The sequence below is a fragment of the Nissabacter archeti genome (genome assembly GCF_018257325.1).
Taxonomy (GTDB): Bacteria; Pseudomonadota; Gammaproteobacteria; order Enterobacterales; family Enterobacteriaceae; genus Chimaeribacter; species Chimaeribacter arupi.
The window spans coordinates 86,396-107,457 of sequence record NZ_JAERKB010000002.1 but is presented as its reverse complement, the minus strand read 5'-3'; the positions used below and the strand labels follow the sequence as shown (position 1 = coordinate 107,457).

Genomic DNA, 21,062 nt, shown 5'->3' with positions numbered 1-21,062 from the left:
CCCGGCCGCGGTTGACCACAAGAATGCCGGCGCCTGCGCTGGCATTTTTTATGCGCTGCCATAAGCTGGAAGCATCCGCAGGCGTCGCCTGCCACGCAAAGGAGAGACTATGCACTATCCTCAGGTGTTTATCGGCCCGGTCACTGAGCATGAAACCATGCGCCCGAGCGCCATCAGCAAACGGGCCGCAGAAGGCCGGATTTTGCTGACGCCGCTCGGCCTGGAGGGTGACCAGCAGGCAGAAACGCATGTGCATGGCGGGCCGGATCGCGCCCTGTGCCACTTCCCGCGTGAGCATTACGCTCACCTGAGCCAGCAGTTCCCGCAGCAGGCAGAGCACTTCCAGCCGCCCGGCTTTGGCGAAAATATCTCGACGCTCGGCCTCACTGAGCAGAACGTCTTTATCGGGGATATTTTCCGCTGGGGCGAGGCGCTGATCCAGATAACGCAGCCGCGCTCCCCCTGCTACAAGATCGGGATTCACCTGGGCGTGGCGCAGCTTTCACACATTATCCAGCAGAGCGGCCGCTGTGGCTGGCTCTACCGCGTGCTGTCGCCGGGTTACATCAGTGACGGGCAGCCGCTGGAGCTACTGACGCGCAACAGCGAGGTCAGCGTCGCGGAGGCCATTTCGATCGCCTTTAACCAGCCTTATGACGAAGAGCAGTACCGGCGGCTGTTAGGGGCAGCCGGGCTGGCCGCGAGCTGGAGCAAGAAGATGCAGGTCAGGCTGGAGAGCCGGAAGATTGAGAGTTTCAGCGCCCGGATGGACGGCAAACCGCAGGGCGGCTGAAACAGAGAGGCGGGCCGGTAAGCCACCGGCCCGGCAGGTTCAGAACGGTTTTTTCGCGTAGCCGGTCACGACTTTCAGGCCCATTTCGCGGCCCAGGGCCGTCATCGGGTGAACCACGATCAGCCCGCGCACGCTCTTTTTCAGGGTGCCCATATCAGCCTGCTCTTTTTTGGAGATTTCACGGCTGAACGGCAGGCGGGAGAGTTCCTGCGCCTGTTTGCTCAGTTTGCTGATCTGCACCTCTTTCAGGCGGGCGATCTCTTTAACCAGCTTCTCTTTCTCTTCTTCGTGCTTGGCGATCAACTCACCGTTACCCTGCGCGAGGATGGCCGCGTCTTTGTGGTTCAGGGCATCCAGCTTGTCGCTGAGGAGTTTGATCTCTGCTTTTTCTTTTTCTTTCATAGTCATGGCCCGTTTATGCCGCTGTCAGGCACGTTATCAAGAGGGGGATTGGCGCACAGTGTAGCAGGAAGTGGGCGCTTCATCAGCCCGGTGACAGCACCAGCGGGCCGGTATCCGCCTTCAGAATGCCTTTTTCAGGCTGATCCCGGCGATAAGCCCCGTGACCGATAGCACCATCGTGGAGTGCACCATCTGCTGATAGCGCTGGCGCTGCATCGCCTGCAACGCCTCATCCAGCGGCACCACGCCCGGCGTCAGCACCGGGGCAGGCGGCAGGGCGGGCACACAGTGCAATTCGCCAAATGGCCCGAGGATTTCATCATCGGTAAAGCGGTATTCGTTGCCGTCATGGTTCAGCTCCTCGCGCATCGCCATCAGCAGTTCAGCATCTTCATACTCATTACGGCTGATCACCCCCAGCCCGTACATCAGTTTCAGCCGCACCGACAAATCGCCCAGCGGGCCGGAGCCGCTCAGCAGTGGCCCGACGGCGTATTTCACCGCGTAATCATCTTTGCGGAAAACCTGCAATACCAGAATGTTGACGGCTTCAGTGAGCAGCTCAACGGCGGCGATAATAAACCCGCGAACGCTTTTCCCGGCGTTCAGTTTTTCCAGTACCCGGTTTTCAAAGGCCTGTGCAGCTTCAATCATGGCGACATTTTGCGTTAGGGGAGTCACAACGTCCGGAAACCCGGCCATACCTGGCCTCCATACGGGCGGAGGCAACGCCCCCGTGTTGTGAAAAACAGTGCGGGCGGCTGACGGCACCCTGCCGCCAGCCGCTCTTTTTACCACATTTCGCGGTTAGTGGGCGTTATATGCCTCAACCGCTTCGGCCACCGCCGCGCTGTCTGCCGGCAGGCCGGAGATCTGGGACAACGCGCCCTGCGGCCCGAGGTTCGCCAGCAAGTCCACCAGCTCCGCGGCCTGCGGGTCACTTTCGCTGCGGTAGTGCAGCGCTGCCGCGATACCGGTGATCAGGTTGGCGTGCGGCAGGTTGTACTCCAGTGTGCCGAGCAGCGGCTTGATCAGGCGGTCACCGGCGCTGAGTTTACGCAGCGGCTGGCGGCCGACGCGTTCCACATCATCCTGCAGATAGGGGTTTTCGAACCGGCCCAGGATCTTGTTGATGTAGGCGGCATGTTTTTCTGCATCGAAACCGTAGCGTTTAATCAGCACTGCGCCGCTCTCTTCCATCGCGCCCTTCACCACCTTGCGGATGGCCGGGTCCAGGATGGCATCACGGATGGTGGCGTGCCCGGCCTGTTTGCCGAGGTACGCGGTGATGGCGTGGCCGGTGTTGAGGGTGAACAGTTTGCGCTCCACAAAGGCCATCAGGTTGTCGGTGAGTTCCATGCCGGCGATCTGCGGCGGCTGGCCGACGAACTGGGTTTTGTCGACAATCCATTCGCTGAAGGTTTCCACCGTGACTTCCAGCGGGTCGGTGCTGCCGGCAGCGGCAGGCGGCACGATGCGGTCGACGGCGGAATCCGCGAAGCCGACGTGCTCATCCACCCAGGCTTTCTCTTCTTCCGGCAGGGCGTCATAGACGTGCTGTTTAAACTGGCTGGTGCCGCGCACCATATTTTCACAGGCGATGATGTTCAGCGGCTGCTGGTTGCCGAGCTGGTGGCGTTTCACCAGCCCTTTGGCGACGGCCGGGGCGATGCGTTCCAGAATGTTCGGGCCGACGGCGGTGGTGACCAGGTCAACCGATGCGATCAGGTCAATCGCCTCCTGGCTGCTGCTGTTGACGGCGGAGACGTTGCTCACCGGCTCCACACGCGCCTGCTCGCCCACCACGTGCACATCATAGCTGCCGCGGCTGTTGAGCGCGTCCAGCACGGTCTGGTTCACGTCTGCAAACACCAGCTCAATCCCGGCGTCTGCCAGCAATTTCCCGATAAAGCCGCGGCCAATATTCCCGGCGCCAAAATGTAATGCTTTCATCATGTCATCCTTAAAACGAGTGACGATACTGCACGTCACAAACCTGAAAAGCGGGAAGCGCGCAGTGCCCGCCCTTCCCCTGAATCTTGCGGCACGCTATCGCGATAACGTGCCGTGCCCTATAACCCGCACTGCCCTATAACCGCACTGACCTATAAATAGCAACCGGGCCATTACGGCCCGGTCTGTTCAGGGTCAGGCGACCTGTTTTCCGGTCAGCAGGTTAAGCACTTCCTGCACGTCACGGGTGGTGGAGAGCCGTGCGATCACGGTGTCATCATCCAGCGCGTTGGTCAGGCTGGTGATCACATGGATGTGCTCATTGTTGCGGGCAGCGATGCCGATCACCAGTTTCGCCACCTCATCCTCTTCGTCGCCGAAGCGCACGCCCTGCGGGTACTGGCAGAACACCACGCCGGTTTTCAGCACCCGGTCTTTCGCCTCAATGGTGCCGTGCGGCACCGCGATCGACTCACCCAGGTAAGTAGAGGTGAGCTTTTCACGCGCCAGCATGGCCTCTACATATTCCGGCTGCACGTAGCCGCCTTTCACCAGTTGCTCACCGGCGAAGCGGATCGCCTGTTCTTTGTCGCTGGCCTGCTGGCCGAGGAATACGTTGGCCGCCGTCAGGCGGAACAGGTTCTGCTCGGTGGCGTCAAAGCTGTCATCCAGCGTGGTGATCACTTTTTGCTGGTGCAGGCTGCTGTTATTGGCCGCCACCAGGCGGTTGGTCAGGTCGCTGTAGAGCTTGCTGTCCAGGAAGTTGGTCAGCGAAATATGCTGGGCCTGCGGCGCATGGCGCATCGCGCGTTCGGTGAGGTCACGGTGGGTGATCACCAGGTCGACGTCATCCGGCAGGTTGTTGATGGCGCTGTTGGTTACTGACACATTTTTCAGCCCCGCATCCTGCACTTTTTTGCGCAGCACACCGGCACCCATGGCGCTGGAGCCCATACCGGCGTCACAGGCCACAATGATTTTACGCACGGTGCTCATGTCACCGTCATTCGCCATTGCCGTGGCCGCCGCAGGCTGGCCGCCTTTGGACTGGGCTTTCATGTCATGCATCCGGCGGGTGGCTTCTTCCAGGTCGTCTTCTTCTTTCGCTTTGGTGCTTTTCAGCAGGATGGCAGACGCGATAAAGGAGACAGCAAAGGCCACAACGACGGCGCACAGGTTAGCGAAATACGCGCCTTTCGGCGTCATCGCCAGAATCGCCAGGATGGAACCCGGAGAGGCCGGGGAGACCAGGCCGCCGTTCAGCAGGGTCAGCGTGAAGACGCCGCTCATCCCGCCGAGGATCACCGCCAGCAGCAGGCGCGGGTTCATCAGCACATACGGGAAGTAGATCTCATGGATGCCGCCGAGGAAGTGGATAATCGCCGCACCGCCCGCAGACTGCTTGGCATTGCCGCGGCCAAAGAACATGTAGGCCACCAGCACGCCCATGCCTGGGCCGGGGTTGGCTTCGATCAGGAAGAAGATCGATTTCCCGGCTTCCGTAGCCTGCTGGATGCCCAGCGGCGAGAAGATCCCGTGGTTAATGGCGTTATTGAGGAACAGGATTTTCGCCGGTTCGACAAAGATGGAGGTCAGCGGCAGCAGGTTATTGACCACCATGACGTGCACACCGGCCGCCAGCACCTTGGAGAGGGTTTCCACCAGCGGGCCGATGGCGAGGAACGCCAGGATCGCCAGCAGCATCCCGATGATGCCGGCCGAGAAGTTGTTGACCAGCATCTCGAAGCCGCTTTTGATTTTGCCGTCTACCCAGCGGTCGAAGCGTTTGATCGCCCAGCCGCCGAGCGGGCCGGCAATCATCGCGCCGAGGAACATCGGCATGTCTGCGCCGACGATCACGCCCATTGTGGTAATCGCGCCCACCACGCCGCCGCGCTCACCGCCCACCAGTTTACCGCCGGTGTAGCCTATCAGCAGCGGCAACAGGTAGGTGATCATCGGGCCGACCAGCTTGCCTAAGGTTTCGTTCGGCAACCAGCCGGTTGGGATAAACAGTGCGGTGATAATCCCCCAGGCGATAAATGCGCCGATGTTGGGCATCACCATGTTGCTCAGAAAGCGGCCAAAATTCTGGACTTTGACCTTAACGTCTGGTGAAAACATAAAACACACCCCTATTGATACGCGCTGCCAATAAGAGCGCGTGAAGTCGTTGAGACGGGACGGCGAACCCGTCGCTTTTGCCGTATGCAGGGCGGACTCTACCACGCTCTTTTTTGCACGCGTAGCGCCCCGCCTTTTTGTGATCTACCTCACACTATAGCCCCGGTTAACCCGGTACATAGCGTGACGCTCATCACAAAATTGCCTTAAAGAACCGCAAGATAGCCCGGTAAACCGGTTACTGACAGAATAAACCGTGATATGTATCACATTTGTTAAATGCCGATTTTTCTCGAAATTGTGATTTTTCTCACAAATTATTTATCACTGAGACGCCAACGAACTGCTTAAGATTTGTCCTACACCCAACTGTAGCCAATCCAGCCAACAATGTGATGAATTCTGAAAGAATGTGATGGCAGGCAGATGAATGCGTTATCGCAGCGGCAGCGGGCGAAAAGAGGGGAAAACCGGGGGGAACGAGGACGCGGGCCTGCCCTGTGCACAGGGCAGGCCGCCGGGGTTATTTACCCTGCGCTTTGTTAATGGCGGTTTGCAGCGCTTCCGCTGACACTGCGCCCGGCAACACGGTGCTGTTTTGCGCCGTTGCGCCCTGGGTCGGCATCACCACAAACGCCGGGGTGCCGCTGAAGCCCAGCACCCGCGCCAGATCGTCGGTTTTCGCCAGCGCGGCGTGGGTCTTGTTACGGGTGGCTTCATCCGGCTGGGTAGCACCCGCCGCTTTGACGGCAGCCGTGATGTCAGCCTGCGTCAGTTTGCCCTCATCATGGCCGGTATGGTAAATCGCATTGTGGTAAGCGAAGTAGGCGTCTGCGCCCTTCTCTTTGTAGACCGCCATGCCGGTTTCCGCCGCAGTGATGGACGGCTCCCAGCGCTGGCCAAAGATCGGCCACTCTTTAAACACAAACCGCACCTGCGGGTTGGCTTTCACTGTCTGTTCCACCAGCGGGGCCATGTGGCTGCAATAAACGCACTGGTAATCGAAGAACTCCACCAGCGCCACTTTGGCATTTTTCGGGCCGATGGCCGGGGTGTCAGCGTCATTCAGCAACGCCTCGCTGTTTTGCAGCACCGCATTCAGTGACGCCTGTTGCTGCTGCTCCTGCTGTTGCGCTTCCAGTTTCTGGCTGGCCTGCACCAGCACTTCCGGGTGCTGCACCAGATAGTCAGCGGCAATTTTGCCGATCGCTTCCTGCTGGGCAGGCGTAAAGGCGGGGGCATCCGCCGCGTGGGACAAAGCCGGTGCCAGCATCAGCACACTGGCCAGCGTCATTACAGGGTATTTCATAGCATTTCCTTCTGGTTATCACGTTTCCCGGCGGCGTGGTGTTTTCCGGCAGGCACTTTTCCGGCGACATCACGTTGTCTGGTGAAGTTCGCAGCCTACGGTATCCGCTGCTTTGCCGGTCGTCAAAAACGACCACATTTTCTCACGCACGCTTCACTGAGAGGCAGGATGTAAAAAAGCCACCCGCAGGTGGCTTGGGTACGGCAGGCGATCAGAACTGGCCGAGCATCGCTTTTTGCGCCGCCAGCAGCGCCGATTGTTTCGTTGTCAGCTCTGACATCATGGTGTTGTACTGCGTCACCTGCTGCTGGGTCTGAAGCTGTACCTGGTTATTGCTGAAAGTGACCTGGTTCCCCTGCTGGATCAGGTAATCCCCCACCTGCACCACGGATTGCGCGAACCCTGCCAGCGCCGGGATCACCGGCATAATGCCGTTGGCCGGGCGGGTCACGATGTTGTCATACGCCTGGTTGTAGATGCCTTTCAGATCGTCCGGGTGTTTCATCGCCGCGTGCGCAGTGTCGGCCTGCGCTTTGGCCGTCTGGATCTGCTGGCCGAGCATGTTCAGCGCGCCCAGCTCCTGCGCCAGGGTATCATGCTGCTGCATATAATCCTGCGGCACGCGGATCTGCCCGAGGGTGTTCACCACCGGCCCCAGGCTGTTGTTGATGCCCTGTTTCATCTGGCGGGAGAAGGTCACCAGCACCTGATAATCATTGGCATAGTTGCCGAGTTTTTGTTTCTGGTCTTCGCTCAGCGTCGGCAGGTTCTGCCCGCTGCGCATCACGGTGTTTTGCAGGTAGTCGATGAACGCCTTGCGCTCGTCGCCCTCTTTGTCGCCACAGGCGGTGAGCTGCAATACCACCATAAGTGCCAGTAACGGCGCCATCCAGCGCGCAACGGTTCTGCTGTTAATCCCTGCTGCCATGTGCCCAACTCCCCTTCGATGTCCATGATTTCCGCCCACTGTGCGGGCATGTTTTGTGCCCTAAGAATAGATCATCTGCCGTTGAGAAGGTACTCATCCTGTGCAGGGTTGCGAGCGCGATCCAGCGGTAAATTCGCCGGGTTTTCCCGGCATATGTTCGGAAAAGTGACAATTCAGGGACAAAATAACAGCAAAATATGCACAAAATTTCCCCCTCCCCGGCGAATTCTGGCTTATAGTCTTAGTGCTTATAGTTTTAAGCAAAAAGGAATGACGGTTGTTGAATGTCGTCGTAACAGCTAGTTTCGGGAGCCACTATGGATCGTGAATTGTTCAATGAATTACTGGATAGTTTTGAATATGGGGCATTACCTGCCGGGAATTTGATGGCAAATCAAGGCAATGACCAATTGCCGGAACCGAAAAAGCTGCGTGAACGCGCAGGGATGCAAATCGATGAGTTCGCCAAATGCATGGGTGTCAGTGTGGCGCAGGTGAAAAAGTGGGAAGCCAACAGTTGCCGCCCCTCTTCCACCGCACAGAAACTGATGCGTTTGCTGAATGCCAACCCGTATCTCAGCCGTCAATTGCTGGAAAGCTAATCCGGCAGCCTGACGCACCTGCCCGCTTCGCTGAAGGGGCCGCCCAATAAAAAACCCGCCGGAGCGGGTTTTTTTCTGCCTGGCCAGTTAGCCCGGCGTTTATCTGCCTGATAAGGCGTGTGTTACTGCAACAGCGAAATGTCCGCGACCTGCAGGAACAGGTCACGCAATTTGCTCAGCAGGGTCAGGCGGTTGATACGCACGGCCTGGTCATCTGCATTCACCATGACTTTTTCGAAGAAGTTATCGACCGCTTCACGCAGTTGGGCCAGTTCACCCAGCGCTTCCTGATAACGGCCTTCCGCGTAGTACGGTTGCAGCTTGCTGCTGAGCGCCATCACGAAGGTAGCCAGCTGGATCTCTTCGTTCTCTTTCAGCAGCGACGCCTGCACGCTGTCGTTCAGCGTTTCGGTGGATTTCGCCAGAATGTTGGAGACGCGTTTGTTGGCGGCAGCCAGCGCGGCGGCGGCTTCCAGGCCACGGAAATGCGACACCGCTTTCATCCGGGCATCGAAATCTGCCGGGCGGGTCGGGCGGCGCGCCAGCACGGCCTGGATGGTGTCGACCGCGTGGCCCTCTTCCTGGTACCAGGCGCGGAAGCGGCCCAGCATGAATTCCACCACGTCATCCACCACCTTGGCGTTGGTCAGCTTGTCGCCGTACAGGCGCACCGCTTCTTCCGTCAGGGTTTGCAGATCGAGGTCCAGGTTCTTCTCTACGATGATGCGCAGCACGCCGAGCGCAGCGCGGCGCAGGGCGAACGGGTCAGAGGCCCCTTTCGGGTGCTGGCCGATGCCGAAGATGCCCGCCAGGGTATCCATTTTGTCGGCAATCGCCAGCGCGCAGGCCACCGGCGAGGCCGGCAGGGCATCGCCGGCAAAGCGCGGCTGGTACTGTTCGTTCAGTGCCACGGCCACATCTTCCGCTTCGCCGTCGTGGCGCGCGTAGTGCATCCCCATCACGCCCTGGGTGTCGGTGAACTCAAACACCATGTTGGTCATCAGGTCACATTTGGAGAGCAGGCCGGCACGGCGCGCGTGCTCAACATCCGCGCCAATCTGGCCGGCGATCCAGCCCGCCAGCGCCTGAATGCGGTCGGTTTTGTCGCGCAGGGTGCCGAGCTGTTTCTGGAACAGCACCGTTTCCAGGCGCGGCAGGTTATCTTCCAGCCGCTGTTTGCGGTCGGTATTGAAGAAGAATTCGGCATCCGCCAGACGCGGGCGCACCACTTTTTCGTTACCGGAGATAATCTGCTGCGGATCTTTCGATTCAATGTTGGCAACGAAAATGAAGTTCGGCAGCAGTTTGCCTGCGGCGTCATACACCGGGAAATATTTCTGGTCACCTTTCATGGTGTAGACCAGCGCTTCCGCCGGTACCGCCAGGAATTTCTCTTCGAATTTCGCCGTCAGCACCACCGGCCACTCCACCAGCGAGGTGACCTCTTCCAGCAGGCTGTCGCTCAGGTCAGCCCGGCCGCCAATCTGGCGGGCAGCCTCTTCGGCGTCGGCTTTGATTTTGGCTTTGCGCTGTTCGTAATCGGCCAGCACCTTGCCGCGCTCCAGCAGGATCGCCGGGTACTGGTCAGCGTGGTCGATACGGAATTCCGGCTCGCCCATAAAGCGGTGGCCGCGGATCACGCGATCGGAAGCGATGCCCAGAATGGTGGCCGGGATCAGCTCATCACCCAGCAGCAGCGTCACGGTGTGCACCGGGCGCACGAACTGCACGTCGGAATCACCCCAGCGCATCAGTTTCGGGATCGGCAATTTGCTGAGGGCGGTGGCGACCATGCCCGGCAGCAGGCTCTGCGCGCTTTCGCCTTTCACGTGGGCGCGGTGAACCAGCCACTCGCCTTTGTCAGTGCTCAGGCGATCCGCCTGATCCACGGTGATCCCGCAGCCGCGCGCCCAGCCTTCGGCCGCTTTGGTCGGGTTGCCGTCGGCGTCGAACGCCTGGGCAATTGCCGGGCCGCGTTTTTCGATTTCGCGGTCAGCCTGGGCAGCGCTCAGCGCCGGTACTTTCAGCGCCAGGCGGCGCGGCGCGGCGAACCACTGCACATCGCCGTGTTGCAGGCCGGCTGCGTCAAGTTCCGCCGTGACATTGGCGGCAAAGGATTCAGCCAGTGAGCGCAGCGCCTTCGGCGGCAGCTCTTCCGTGCCGATTTCCACCAGGAAAGTCTTGTCAGTCATGGCTGTCTCTCACTTCTCGTTCTTTTTGCACATCGGGAAGCCCAGCGCCTCGCGCGAGGCGTAATAGGCTTCGGCCACGGATTTGGTCAGGGTGCGGATGCGCAGAATATAGCGCTGGCGCTCAGTCACGGAGATCGCCTTGCGGGCATCCAGCAGGTTGAAGCAGTGGGCAGCTTTCAGGATGCGCTCATAGGCCGGCAGCGGCAGCGGTTTTTCCAGCGCCAGCAGCTTCTGGGCCTCTTTCTCATACTGTTCGAAACAGGTGAACAGGAAATCGACGTCAGCGTGTTCGAAGTTATAGGTGGACTGTTCCACTTCGTTCTGGTGGAAGATATCGCCGTAGGTGGTTTTGCCCAGCGGGCCGTCACACCAGACCAGATCGTAGACGCTGTCCACGCCCTGGATGTACATCGCCAGGCGCTCCAGGCCGTAGGTGATCTCGCCGGTGACCGGCTTGCACTCCAGGCCGCCCACCTGCTGGAAGTAGGTGAACTGCGTCACTTCCATGCCGTTGAGCCACACTTCCCAGCCGAGACCCCAGGCACCCAGCGTCGGGTTTTCCCAGTTGTCTTCCACGAAGCGGATGTCATGTACCAGCGGGTCCAGCCCCAGTTCTTTCAGTGAGCCGAGGTACAGCTCCTGAATGTTGTCCGGCGATGGCTTGATGATCACCTGGAACTGGTAGTAGTGCTGGAGGCGGTTCGGGTTCTCGCCGTAACGGCCGTCGGTCGGGCGGCGGGAAGGCTGAACATAGGCAGCGGCAATCGGCTCCGGGCCGAGGGCGCGCATACTGGTCATCGGGTGGGAGGTGCCGGCACCGACTTCCATGTCCAAAGGTTGGACGATGGTGCAGCCCTGGCGTGCCCAGTAATCCTGAAGGGTCAGGATCAGGCCCTGAAAGGTCTTGGTATCAAACTTTTGCATGTTGGATTCGCAGCGATACAAGTGGATTTAGATGGAATGGGCCAGTATACCCGTTGACCGGCAGATATACAGCCTCAATCCCGCAGAGGCGGCACCCGCGGGCCGCGGCTGTTATTACGTTGTGTCGGTTGTTGCGGCGCTGCCCTCTTTTTTGCCCGAAAACGCGCACTGATCCGGCGTTATGGCCGGGCCAACGCACCGCCACGGCGCAACCTGCCCCTTTTTTGCCGCGAAAACGGGTGGCATCAACTTTGCTAGCTATCCCTGAGCCTATTGCGCACAAGGAGCAGGTTATGCCCACCGTCCACGACAGCCGTTACCGTTACCGTATTTTTGCGATGGTGTTTTTCATCGCGCTGATTAACTACGTCGATCGCGGCGCGTTGTCCTTTGCGGCCAACGACATCGCCAATGAATTCCACTTCAACAAAGCGCAACTGGGCGCGGTGCTGGGCTATTTTGGCTTCGGCTACCTGTTCGGTTCGCTGTGCGGCGGGTTCCTGGCCGACCGCATCGGCACCAAAAAAGTGTGGCTGCTGGCCGGGGTGCTCTGGTCACTGCTGGAGATTGCCACCGCCTGGGCCGGGGAAGTCGGCATGGCGCTGTTTGGTGGCTCGGCAATCATGGGCTTTGCCGCACTGCGCATCCTGTTCGGCTTCTCCGAAGGCCCGGCGTATGCGCTGATGAACAAAACCATTGCCCACTGGGCACCGCAAAAAGAGCGCGGCTTTTCGCTCGGCATCGGGTTGCTCAGCACGCAGGTCGGCTCGTTGCTGACCGCGCCGCTGGCGGTGGGGCTGCTGTTGCTGACCGATGACTGGCGCAGCATGTTCATCCTGCTCGGCCTGTTCTCGCTGCTGGCCATCGGGCTGTTTGCCCGCGTGTTTACCGACTTGCCGCACCAGCACCCGAAGGTCAACCCGGCGGAGCTGGCGATCATCACCGGCGATCAGGCCACCCAACGCGCCCAGCCGCGCCTGCCGTGGTGGCGTTTCTTCAGCAGCCGCACGCTGGTGCTCAATGCGCTGGGTTACTTCTCCTTTTTATATGTCACCTTTGTGCTGGTCACCTGGAGCCCGAAATACCTTCAGGACACCTTTAACTATGACCTGCACTCACTCTGGTATGTGGCGATGATCCCGTGGAGCGGTGCCTGTTTCACGGTGCTGCTGGGCGGGAAAATTGCGGACACGCTGCTGAAACGCACCCGGAACCTGCGGCTGGCGCGCAACCTGTTCGCCGCCGTGACCCTGCTGCTGACTGCCGGCTGCTTTGTGCTGATCCCGTTTATGCACTCCCCGGCAGCCATCATCGCGTTGATGACGTTGGGTAACGCCCTGAATGCGCTGGTCAATAACGTGTACTGGTCGGTGGTGATTGATGTCTCGCCCACGCCGTCGGTGGGGGCTTACAGCGGCATGACGCTGGCCATCGCCAACCTGGCGTCTATCCTTGCCCCGACCCTGAGCGGCTGGCTGGCGCAACACCACGGCTATAACGCGATGTTTTTCGCCACGGCGGCGGTGTCATTTTGCAGCATGTTCTGCATGACGCTGTTGCAGCCGGAGAAGAAACTGCACGCCCCGGCCGGTGCGCCTGCCTGGAAAAAGGGCGTGGCCTCCTGAAGCGCATCCCGGCCGGATCCCTTATACTCCGCGCAAGTGACAGCAGGAACAGGAGGAAAAGATGGGATTTGTCGGCTGGATTATGACGGGGATCGCCATCGGCCTGATCATCGGCGTACTGATGAAGGTCTTCGGTAAAAACAAACAGAAGTAACTGAGATGCCGCCTCACCAGGCGGCATTTTTTATCGCCGTTCGGCGCTATAGTGGTGCCACCGAGGGGTGACGGCTAACCGACCATGAAAAAAAGAGAGTTCATCGCGCAGGATCTGCTCAGCAAAATCTACCAGCACCGCGACAGCCCGCTGGAAAAACTGCCGCCGGAGCGCCGGCTCGCTGAAGAGTATGGCGTTTCACGCTTTACCCTGCGCAAAGCGCTGGAGAAACTGGTGGCCATCGGGGCGGTACGCATTGTGCAGGGCGCCGGCATCTTCATTAATCCCGGCGTCGGCAACAACCCGCTGATTTATAACTCGATTACCGAAAAGAAATTCAACCAGATCAGTTACCGCCTGCTGGAACTGCATAAACGCCGCCCGGACAGCGAGGAGCGGCAGATTTTCGGCCTGACGGACGACGATTTTATCTGGGCGTTTACCCGGCTGCGCAAAGTGGATGCGGCTAATGTGCAGCTTGAATACGCCCGGATGCCCGCTGCCGGGTTTGCTGACCTGACGCCGGACACTATTGAGCACTCAATCCAGCAATACCTGCTCAGCAAAGGGTGCGCCCTTTCCCATTCCCTGACCCACTACCGCGCCACCACCGTCAGCAAGGCCCAGGCGGAACTGTTAGCCTGCAAGAAAGGCATCGCGGCCATGCACATCCTTAACCGCGGCATTCTGCCCGATGGGCGGGTGGCGATTTTCAGCGACATCATTGATATCGACTACGCCTGTTCTTATGTGATCCCGTTTAACCGCGATAATCTGGCATTCCGCCAGACCTGACGCTCAGGGCGTATGCATTGCCCCGTTCGGCAGGCGGCTTTGCGTCCACTCATGCGGCCGGTAGACCACCGGGAATGCACCGGCGGCCGCCTCGTCAAACCCGACGCCGATGCCCGGCTGCTCCAGGGGGTAGAGGTAGCCCGCTTCCGGGGCCACCGCGCCCGGAAAGACCCGCAGGGTAGCGTCCGGATAGGCCACAAACTCCTGGATTGCCGCGTTGTGCAGGTGAATGTTGAGATGGGTGTTCACGGCTGCGCCGATTGGCGTCATGTCCGGCGGGCAATGCCATGCCAGCCGCACGCCGAAACTCTGGCAGAAATGGCCCAGCTTCAGTGCCGGGGTAATGCCGCCAATCTGCGACACATGGCAGCGCAGGAAATCGAGGCGCCGGTTAATCACCAGCTCTTTCCACTCGGCCGGGTTATTGAACAGCTCCCCGGTCGCCAGCGGCACTGCCGTCTGCTGGCGGAGTTGCGCCAGCCACTCGTTCTGCTCCGGCGGCAGGATGTCCTCAATAAAATAGGGCTGGTAGCGCTCAAGTTGCCTGGCAAACTGCACCGCCTGCTGTGGGAACAGCCGTTCGTGCACATCATGCAGGATATGGAACTGGTGGCCATATTTCTCACGCAGCGCCTGGAACATGGCGAGCGTGGTTTCCATATAACGCTCCTGATCGTAATAGGCCCCCGGCGTCGGCGCACGGGTGGCATGTAAATCCGGCGCGTGGCCGCCATAAAACCCCAGCTGGCAGCGGATATGGCGATAGCCCTGCGCCAGCAGCCGGTCCACCTCCAGGCAGAGCGCCTCCAGCGTGTCACCGGCGGCGTGGCTGTAAGCAGCGATCGCATCCTTTGATTTCCCGCCAAACAGCTGATAAAGCGGCATGTCCGCCAGTTTGCCTTTGATGTCCCATAAGGCCATATCAATACCGGCGATCGCATTGTTGATCACCGGGCCGTTCCGCCAGTAGGCGTTGACCATCATCATCTGCCAGAGATCTTCGATGTGGTTCGCATCCCGCCCGACCAGCAAAGGCCGGAGGTATTCGTCGACCATGACTTTTACCGCCAGCGGCCGCTGCTGAAAGGTCGCGCAGCCCAACCCGGTGATCCCTTTATCTGTGGTGATCTTTACCACCACCAGATTATGGCGGTCAGGGCGGGTGATCCGGCATTCAATATCGGTAATCAGGGTGGGCTGCATTGCTTTCTCCTTCACGGAAAGGGTATTTCCCGGCCAACGAGGGGAATAGAAAAAATAATGATTTTTCTCATTTCATCCTATTCCGGCGCTATTTGTAAACGGATAATCCGAACTTTTATTTTGGTCTGGAAAAGGGAAATAATGCCGTTAAAAACCAGACCAATTCGTTTTTCACCCCGTGTGCTGCCTGAGGATGTGACGCACCGCATGGTTTATTGGCTTGTTTTGCGCAGAGGGCCACCCTACCATCCTTTTCTATCAGGAGTCCCTTCTCGTCTGACAGTGAGGCCTTATGGAAAATACCCAGGCAGCCCAGGCCATTATTCCGCTGATGGGCGGTAATAATAATATTAATAAGATCTGGCATTGTATGACGCGCCTGCGTTTTGACGTGGTGGATGAAAGCCGCGTGGAGTGGGACGCCATTAAAAAGCTGCCCGGCGTATTGGGTGCACAATATCAGCGCGATCAGGTACAGGTTATTATTGGCCCACAGGTCACACTCTGGTATCAGGCCATTATGGCGAAACGCGATCCTGCCGCCGGGGAGGCCACCGTAAAAACGCATAAGGGGCTGATCTCGCGGTTTATGGATACGGTCTCCGGCGTGTTTGGCCCGATTGTTCCGGCCATCGCCGGGGCGGGAATGATAAAAGGGTTACTTGCCGGGCTGATTGCGCTGAATATTATTTCCGCCAAAAGCGACACAGTGATGGTGATTGATCTTATCGCCAGCGGGGTGTTCTATTTTCTGCCGTTTTTCCTCGCCGTCTCTGCCGCGCGGATATTTAACACCAATGAATACCTGGCCGCCGCCGTCGCTGCCTGCCTGATGTACCCCACATTAATGGACGCCGCCAAAGCGTTGGCCGCGCATACGCCGGGTGCGGCCGGTGCTTTCTATTTTATCGACGTGATCCCGGTATCTGTTTTTAACTATTCGGCCAGCGTCATTCCGGTGATTATGTCTGTCTGGGCGCTGAGTTATATTCACCGCGGGGTCAATGCCCTGATGCCGGAGGTGTTCAAAACCGTCTTTACCCCAACGCTGACGCTGTTTATCACCGCACTGGTTTCATTAACGCTTATCGGCCCGTTGGGGATCTACGTAGGGAAAGCGCTGGCGCTGTTTATTCAGGGGCTGTTTGATATTTCTGCGGTATTTGCCGGGGTCATTGTCGGCGCAATCCGCCCGGTGGCAGTACTGACCGGAATGCACCACGCCATGACGCCGGTCGCGCTGCAAAATTTTGCCACCAAAGGCTATGATATGCTGATGCCGATGATGTTTATGGCCAATATGGCCATTGCCGGCTCCACCTTCGCGCTCTGTTTTCACAGCAAAACCCGTGCAGAGCGATCGGTCGTGCTGTCAGCGGCAATTTCTGCCCTGTTAGGCATAACTGAACCGGCACTGTTTGGCGTGCTGACGAAATATAAAAAAGCGTTTATTGCCACCACCATCAGCAGCGCCCTGGCCTCTGCCTTTATTGCCTTCTTTGGCGTACGGCTCTACGGCTATATTCTGTCGAGTATCTTCAGCCTGCCCGCCTATATCGGCCCCTACTTTATGTATATTCTGATGGGCGTCACGCTCTCATTAGGACTGGCTTTTTTACTGACCTATTTTATGGTGGTCAAAGGCAAGCCCCTGATCCAGCCTGACCCCGAAACCGCCCGCTGATCCGCCCCGGCCGCCTTAAGCGGCCTTTTTCTGCTGTCAATTCCTCTTCTGAATAATCCACTGCATTTTATAACCTTCACCAATTAGTTAATTATTTCTAACATATCAATTCAGTTGAATTTATTACCCTATAGGCAGCTAATTATTCCCGGCCACGCAAGGTGATAACAGGAGATAATGATGACATGGGAATATAATCAGCAAACGGGCGAATTAAGGCATAACGGCGAGTTTATTGCTCAGGGGTATAGTGGGAAAGGCGTAGCTAAAAATGATCCATCAAAGCAGCATATTAGGGATAACGGCCCCATCCCTAAAGGCTATTGGCGAATTGCCGGTCATAACAATAATAAGAGCCCCTGGACGCTCGTATTAGAGCCTTTAGCGGGAACCAATACATTCGGACGTGACTCTTTTTTAATTCATGGCGATAACCGGAGAACCGTGGGGGACTCATCTAAAGGCTGCATCATTATTAATGGTGCCGAATTACGCAGCAGTATCTTTAATTCAGGCGATACCGTATTGGTGGTCAGATGAAAAAGATACTACCTCTTGCACTTATATTATCCTTTAATGTGTTTTCTTCTGAGAAGGGAAAAGAAAATACATCGCCAATTATCGCTGCCTCCCAATTAGCTGAGCGTGTCCGTCAACAGGGGGCACATAAGGTACTTCACGATATGTTTTACTACGATGTCAATGCCGATAGCGGGGAGTGGAATTACATTTTAAATCACCTTACTAATGGGAACAGTGACTGGCTCAACGTTATACCTTTGCTTGCCGACGCGGGCGCTGAAGGTATGAATATTGATATCAGTCAGGCATTAGCCTTAGCGCTGGTGAAGAACACCGATGGGGTATTAGCCATTCTTGATGACCGTATTATCCCCATCAGTACGAACGAGGTTTGCTCCCTGCCGCTTTATAACATGACCATCCCTGAAGAAAACGAGTATGTCGTTAAAGCCATTCAGGCGCTCTATAAAAGCAACAGCGTGCAGGCACAGAAATGTTTGCAGGAATTAATCACAACCGTAGGCCAATCTGACCCCTCCTGGGTGGTGGATTGATATGGTAATTTCAGTCTATATCTTCCTGAAAGGCGACGCGATTGGCCAGGGCTATTTTTTAATCCATGGAGATAACTCTGACACTATTGGCAATTCATCTGAAGGCCATATGATTATTAACGGTGCCGGGCTGCGGAGACGTATTTATAACTCAGGCGATACAATATTGGTGGTCAGATGAAAAAGATAATACTTCTTGCAGTCATATTATCCTTAAATGTTATGGCTTCTGACGAGAAAAAGGAGAAGCGGTCACCCATCATCACTGCGTCTCAATTAGCTGAACTCGTCCGCCAACAGGGAGCTGACAATGCGATTTCAACGCTTTCCGGCACTGATGGTGATGGTGGGGAGTGGAAGTATGTGATGGATAAGATTTCCTCCGGAAAGAGTGAGTGGCTTAACGTTGTACCTTTACTTGCCGACACGGGCCCTGAAGGCATGAGCATTGATATCAGCCGTGCAGTAGCGCTGGCACTGGTAAATAACACTGAAGGTGTATTGTCTATTATTAATGACCATTTCATCCCCATCAGTACACGTGATGTCTGTTCCATGCCGTTCAATAACAAGACCCGGCCTGAACGAAATGAGTATGTCGTCAACGCCATCCAGGTGCTCTATAAAAGCAACAGCGTGCAGGCGCAGAAATGTTTGCAGCAATTAATCAAAACCGTAGGCCAATCTGACCCGTCGTGGGAGGGGGATTAACATGGCAATACCCGTTTATATGTACCTGAAAGATGATGCGAATAACCTTATCAAAGGCGGTGTCGATGTTTATGGCCGGGAAAACAGCGTGGAAGTGCTGGGTTTTCATCATAGCGTGGATATGCCCACCGATGACCATACCGGGAGAATCAGCGGAAAATGCCAGCACCTGCCTTTTCTGATTGAAAAAGAGATCGACTGCGCCACACCCTATTTATATAAGGCACTGACATCCGGGCAAACCCTGAATTCCGTAGAATTAAAACACTACCGGATTAATGATGCCGGGCAGGAAGAGGAGTATTACACCGTTCTGCTGGAACAGGCGAAAGTCGTCAACGTTCTCCCCCTCATGCATGACATAAAAGATGCTACCAAAGAGAAATTCAACCATCTTGAACTGGTCGAATTCCGCTATGAAAAAATCATCTGGCACTATCTCGACGGCCATCTTATCCACAGTAATAGCTGGTTAGAGCGCGCATAAATAAGGCCGCCCTGAGGCGGCCTGCTTATTTCCGGTAACGCTGTCAAAACCGGGCGCTGACGCCGAGGTTATACATAAACTGCTCGCCGCTGCTGAGGCCGCCGGTCTGGGAGACCGCCGCAAAGGCCGCGACGTTGTCAGTCAGCGGCAGGTTAGCCCCAACCGTGACGTCTACCCAGTTGGTGTCCTGCGTGGCGCTGGTACGGGAAAAACGGGTCTGGGTCGATTTAATCCCACCGCCGGCGCGGTAGATATCGTCGCCGAACTGGTGCTGATAACTCAGCTCCGCATAGGGATTAATGCGGGTAAAGCGTGCATCCATCCGCCAGCCCAGTGCGCCAATCTGCGAATGGTAGGTCTGGTCGTCAAACCGCATGGCGGTGCTGCGGCTGCTTTTCTCACTGTAACCGTCCACGCTGCTGTAATCCCAGGCAAACTGCGCCATCGGGCCGGTGGTCAGCCAGCTTGCGACCGGGAAATCCCAGCCTGCCGTTAACCGGGCGCCCACCTGTTTGCCGTCAGTGTCGCCCTCTTCCCGGCGGGTGGCCTCGCCCAGCCGCATACTGCGGTTGATGTCATCGAAATTCACCGTCGCCCAGTGCACATCGGCATTAAACCAGCCATTTTCAGCGACGTTCACCGTGCTGTAAGCCGACAGCAACCAGCCGCGCGCCTTGTAGTTATAGCGGCTGGAGGGGCGCTGGCGGTCGTCGGCACCGGCCAGCAGTGCGCCCACCAGCCAGGTGTCGGTCAGCTGGTAATCCATGCCGATACTGACGTTATGCGAGGTGGCGTTGCCGTCCCCTGCTGCCGTATTGGCGCTGTACTCCATATGCTGCCCCATATAACCGCCGAACATACCGAGGCTGCCCTGTGGGTTAGGGGTGGTGCGCAATTGCTGGAAGCGGCTGTCGAGGATCCCTTGCGCGTTGCGCCCCAATGCCAGCGTGGCCTGGTTCAAAGCCACTGCCTGCGCCGGGCCGTCCAGCACGGACTGGATATAGTCGGCGATCAGCGCATGGGTCTGTGGGCTGGGGTGCAGGTGATCGGCAAACAGGAACGCCTGGCTGCTGCTGAAGCCGGGCGTGGCGGCATTACACAGCGCCGCAGAGAGCCCCGGCGGGCAGGCCATACCGGCGGTGTTGGTCAGGCCATAAATCGCCGGATCGATAAGCACTTCATTCAGCAGGCCGTCCACGTCCACACGCACGATATTGCCACCGGTCGCGGCCAGCGCGGCGTCTTCCGTCTGGTTATACACCGCTGTCAGTGTGCCCGCCGCCGTGGCGAGCTGGTCATAGGCAGCGATTAAGGTCTGCGACAATGTCTGCGCCACGGCATCGGGCGCGCCGGTGGATTGCACCGCGGCGGTCAGGGCCTGATGGATAGCAGTAAGGCGGGCCGCGGCGTCAATGGTCCGCTGGCTGTTGAGCACGCTATAAGCCGCCTGCAACGCCGCGTCGGCATTGGCCGGCAGCGCCGCCGTGATCACCAGCTCCATGATCGCCGGCGTCAGGCCGATGTTCGGCACCGTCGGCACAATCACCGTGCCGGCCCCGGCATTGACCAGCGCCTGCACCTGCCCGGCGGCAGCACCGGCACTGGCGGCCGCTACCGCGGCAGCGGTGTCGATATTCAACGCGGCCGCCGCCAGATCATTCCCGCCGACCCAGTGAATGTAGAGGCCATCACGGTCAGCCTGCCCGCCGGTCAGGCTCAGATATTCACTGACCTGATCGCCGGTAGTATTGTAAAGGGGGTCGGTTTCCGGCACGGCGGTAGCGCCGCCGGTGGCATAGTTGGTTCCGCCGGATTGCGAGGGCGCCAGCGTCTGCCCGGCGCGTTCCGCCAGGATCTCATCATAGAGCGCGGCATCGGCACCGCTGTAGGTAAAGCGGCCAATATTCCCGGAATCACTCAGGCTGTCGCCAAAGACATATACCGCGTCATAGGCCTGCGCTGAATTACTTCCCCACAACATCATTGCCACTGCCAGTGCAGCCGCTTTTTTACGGCCGTCAGATTTTTTTATCTCCGGCATGGGGACTCCAAAGAGCCATCAGGCTATATCAAGGAACAGAATAGGTTACGCCAGCACAA

Annotated in this window: 19 protein-coding genes; 9 read left to right on the top strand and 10 right to left on the bottom strand. The window is 57.9% G+C overall.

The window, feature by feature from the left end; genetic code table 11:
* Window positions 1-109: 109 nt before the first annotated feature.
* Window positions 110-793, top strand: coding sequence for a 6-hydroxyaminopurine reductase (yiiM, locus tag JK232_RS03310; protein ID WP_072927738.1), 684 nt, complete (start codon window positions 110-112; stop codon window positions 791-793).
* A gap of 39 nt (window positions 794-832) precedes the next feature.
* Here the strand turns inward: yiiM and JK232_RS03305 are convergent, their stop codons facing one another.
* The 6 genes from JK232_RS03305 to JK232_RS03280 form a co-directional block, all read right to left on the bottom strand.
* Window positions 833-1,195 (bottom strand): YibL family ribosome-associated protein, encoded by a 363-nt coding sequence (locus tag JK232_RS03305; protein ID WP_072927916.1) that lies wholly within the window; start codon window positions 1,193-1,195, stop codon window positions 833-835.
* A 120-nt stretch (window positions 1,196-1,315) separates the two neighbouring features.
* Window positions 1,316-1,897 (bottom strand): mannitol operon repressor MtlR, encoded by a 582-nt coding sequence (gene mtlR, locus JK232_RS03300; RefSeq protein ID WP_072927740.1) that lies wholly within the window; start codon window positions 1,895-1,897, stop codon window positions 1,316-1,318.
* A gap of 105 nt (window positions 1,898-2,002) precedes the next feature.
* Entirely contained in the window at window positions 2,003-3,148 is a 1,146-nt protein-coding gene (mtlD, locus tag JK232_RS03295) for a mannitol-1-phosphate 5-dehydrogenase (RefSeq protein WP_072927741.1), read from the bottom strand.
* 195 nt (window positions 3,149-3,343) lie between these two features.
* Entirely contained in the window at window positions 3,344-5,272 is a 1,929-nt protein-coding gene (locus JK232_RS03290; RefSeq protein ID WP_072927743.1) for a PTS mannitol transporter subunit IICBA, read from the bottom strand.
* A 523-nt stretch (window positions 5,273-5,795) separates the two neighbouring features.
* The gene (locus JK232_RS03285; protein ID WP_072927744.1) at window positions 5,796-6,581 is read right to left on the bottom strand and encodes a DsbA family protein; all 786 of its coding nucleotides are present in this window, start codon (window positions 6,579-6,581) and stop codon (window positions 5,796-5,798) included.
* Between the two features lie 211 nt (window positions 6,582-6,792).
* Window positions 6,793-7,509 (bottom strand): DUF3053 domain-containing protein, encoded by a 717-nt coding sequence (locus JK232_RS03280; RefSeq protein ID WP_072927746.1) that lies wholly within the window; start codon window positions 7,507-7,509, stop codon window positions 6,793-6,795.
* 317 nt (window positions 7,510-7,826) lie between these two features.
* Between JK232_RS03280 and JK232_RS03275 the strand changes: the two genes are divergently transcribed.
* Window positions 7,827-8,111, top strand: a complete 285-nt coding sequence (locus JK232_RS03275; RefSeq protein ID WP_072927748.1) for a helix-turn-helix domain-containing protein — start codon at window positions 7,827-7,829, stop codon at window positions 8,109-8,111.
* A gap of 122 nt (window positions 8,112-8,233) precedes the next feature.
* On the opposite strand, the gene glyS is transcribed toward JK232_RS03275, so the two are convergent.
* Together glyS and glyQ are read right to left on the bottom strand one after the other, a co-directional pair.
* The gene (gene glyS, locus JK232_RS03270) at window positions 8,234-10,303 is read right to left on the bottom strand and encodes a glycine--tRNA ligase subunit beta (protein WP_072927750.1); all 2,070 of its coding nucleotides are present in this window, start codon (window positions 10,301-10,303) and stop codon (window positions 8,234-8,236) included.
* A gap of 9 nt (window positions 10,304-10,312) precedes the next feature.
* Window positions 10,313-11,227, bottom strand: coding sequence for a glycine--tRNA ligase subunit alpha (gene glyQ / locus JK232_RS03265; RefSeq protein WP_072927751.1), 915 nt, complete (start codon window positions 11,225-11,227; stop codon window positions 10,313-10,315).
* 293 nt (window positions 11,228-11,520) lie between these two features.
* Between glyQ and JK232_RS03260 the strand changes: the two genes are divergently transcribed.
* Both JK232_RS03260 and JK232_RS03255 read left to right on the top strand, forming a co-directional pair.
* Window positions 11,521-12,852: an MFS transporter gene (locus JK232_RS03260; RefSeq protein ID WP_072927753.1), complete on the top strand. Its 1,332-nt coding sequence runs from the start codon at window positions 11,521-11,523 to the stop codon at window positions 12,850-12,852.
* 238 nt (window positions 12,853-13,090) lie between these two features.
* A complete protein-coding gene (locus tag JK232_RS03255; protein WP_072927755.1) occupies window positions 13,091-13,801 on the top strand; it encodes a GntR family transcriptional regulator in 711 nt (236 codons plus the stop codon).
* A 3-nt stretch (window positions 13,802-13,804) separates the two neighbouring features.
* Here JK232_RS03255 and JK232_RS03250 read toward each other — a convergent pair whose 3' ends face one another.
* Complete coding sequence (locus tag JK232_RS03250) at window positions 13,805-15,004, bottom strand: enolase C-terminal domain-like protein (RefSeq protein ID WP_212588820.1); 1,200 nt, start codon at window positions 15,002-15,004, stop codon at window positions 13,805-13,807.
* A gap of 292 nt (window positions 15,005-15,296) precedes the next feature.
* Here JK232_RS03250 and JK232_RS03245 point away from each other — a divergent pair, with 292 nt between their 5' ends.
* From JK232_RS03245 to tssD, 5 genes are all read left to right on the top strand, one after another.
* Window positions 15,297-16,688 carry a PTS transporter subunit EIIC gene (locus tag JK232_RS03245; protein ID WP_101827801.1) on the top strand — a complete coding sequence of 464 codons (1,392 nt, stop codon included), beginning with the start codon at window positions 15,297-15,299 and terminating at the stop codon, window positions 16,686-16,688.
* A 177-nt stretch (window positions 16,689-16,865) separates the two neighbouring features.
* Complete coding sequence (locus tag JK232_RS03240; RefSeq protein WP_246538246.1) at window positions 16,866-17,228, top strand: tlde1 domain-containing protein; 363 nt, start codon at window positions 16,866-16,868, stop codon at window positions 17,226-17,228.
* A complete protein-coding gene (locus JK232_RS03235) occupies window positions 17,225-17,764 on the top strand; it encodes a hypothetical protein (RefSeq protein WP_072927761.1) in 540 nt (179 codons plus the stop codon). The genes JK232_RS03240 and JK232_RS03235 overlap by 4 nt, the downstream gene beginning before the upstream one ends.
* A gap of 177 nt (window positions 17,765-17,941) precedes the next feature.
* On the top strand, window positions 17,942-18,475 hold the full coding sequence (locus JK232_RS03230; RefSeq protein ID WP_072927762.1) for a hypothetical protein: 534 nt from the start codon (window positions 17,942-17,944) through the stop codon (window positions 18,473-18,475).
* A gap of 1 nt (window position 18,476) precedes the next feature.
* A complete protein-coding gene (gene tssD, locus JK232_RS03225; protein WP_212588819.1) occupies window positions 18,477-18,962 on the top strand; it encodes a type VI secretion system tube protein TssD in 486 nt (161 codons plus the stop codon).
* Window positions 18,963-19,005: 43 nt separating this feature from the next.
* Here the strand turns inward: tssD and JK232_RS03220 are convergent, their stop codons facing one another.
* Entirely contained in the window at window positions 19,006-21,003 is a 1,998-nt protein-coding gene (locus JK232_RS03220; protein WP_072927765.1) for an autotransporter outer membrane beta-barrel domain-containing protein, read from the bottom strand.
* Window positions 21,004-21,062: the final 59 nt, after the last annotated feature.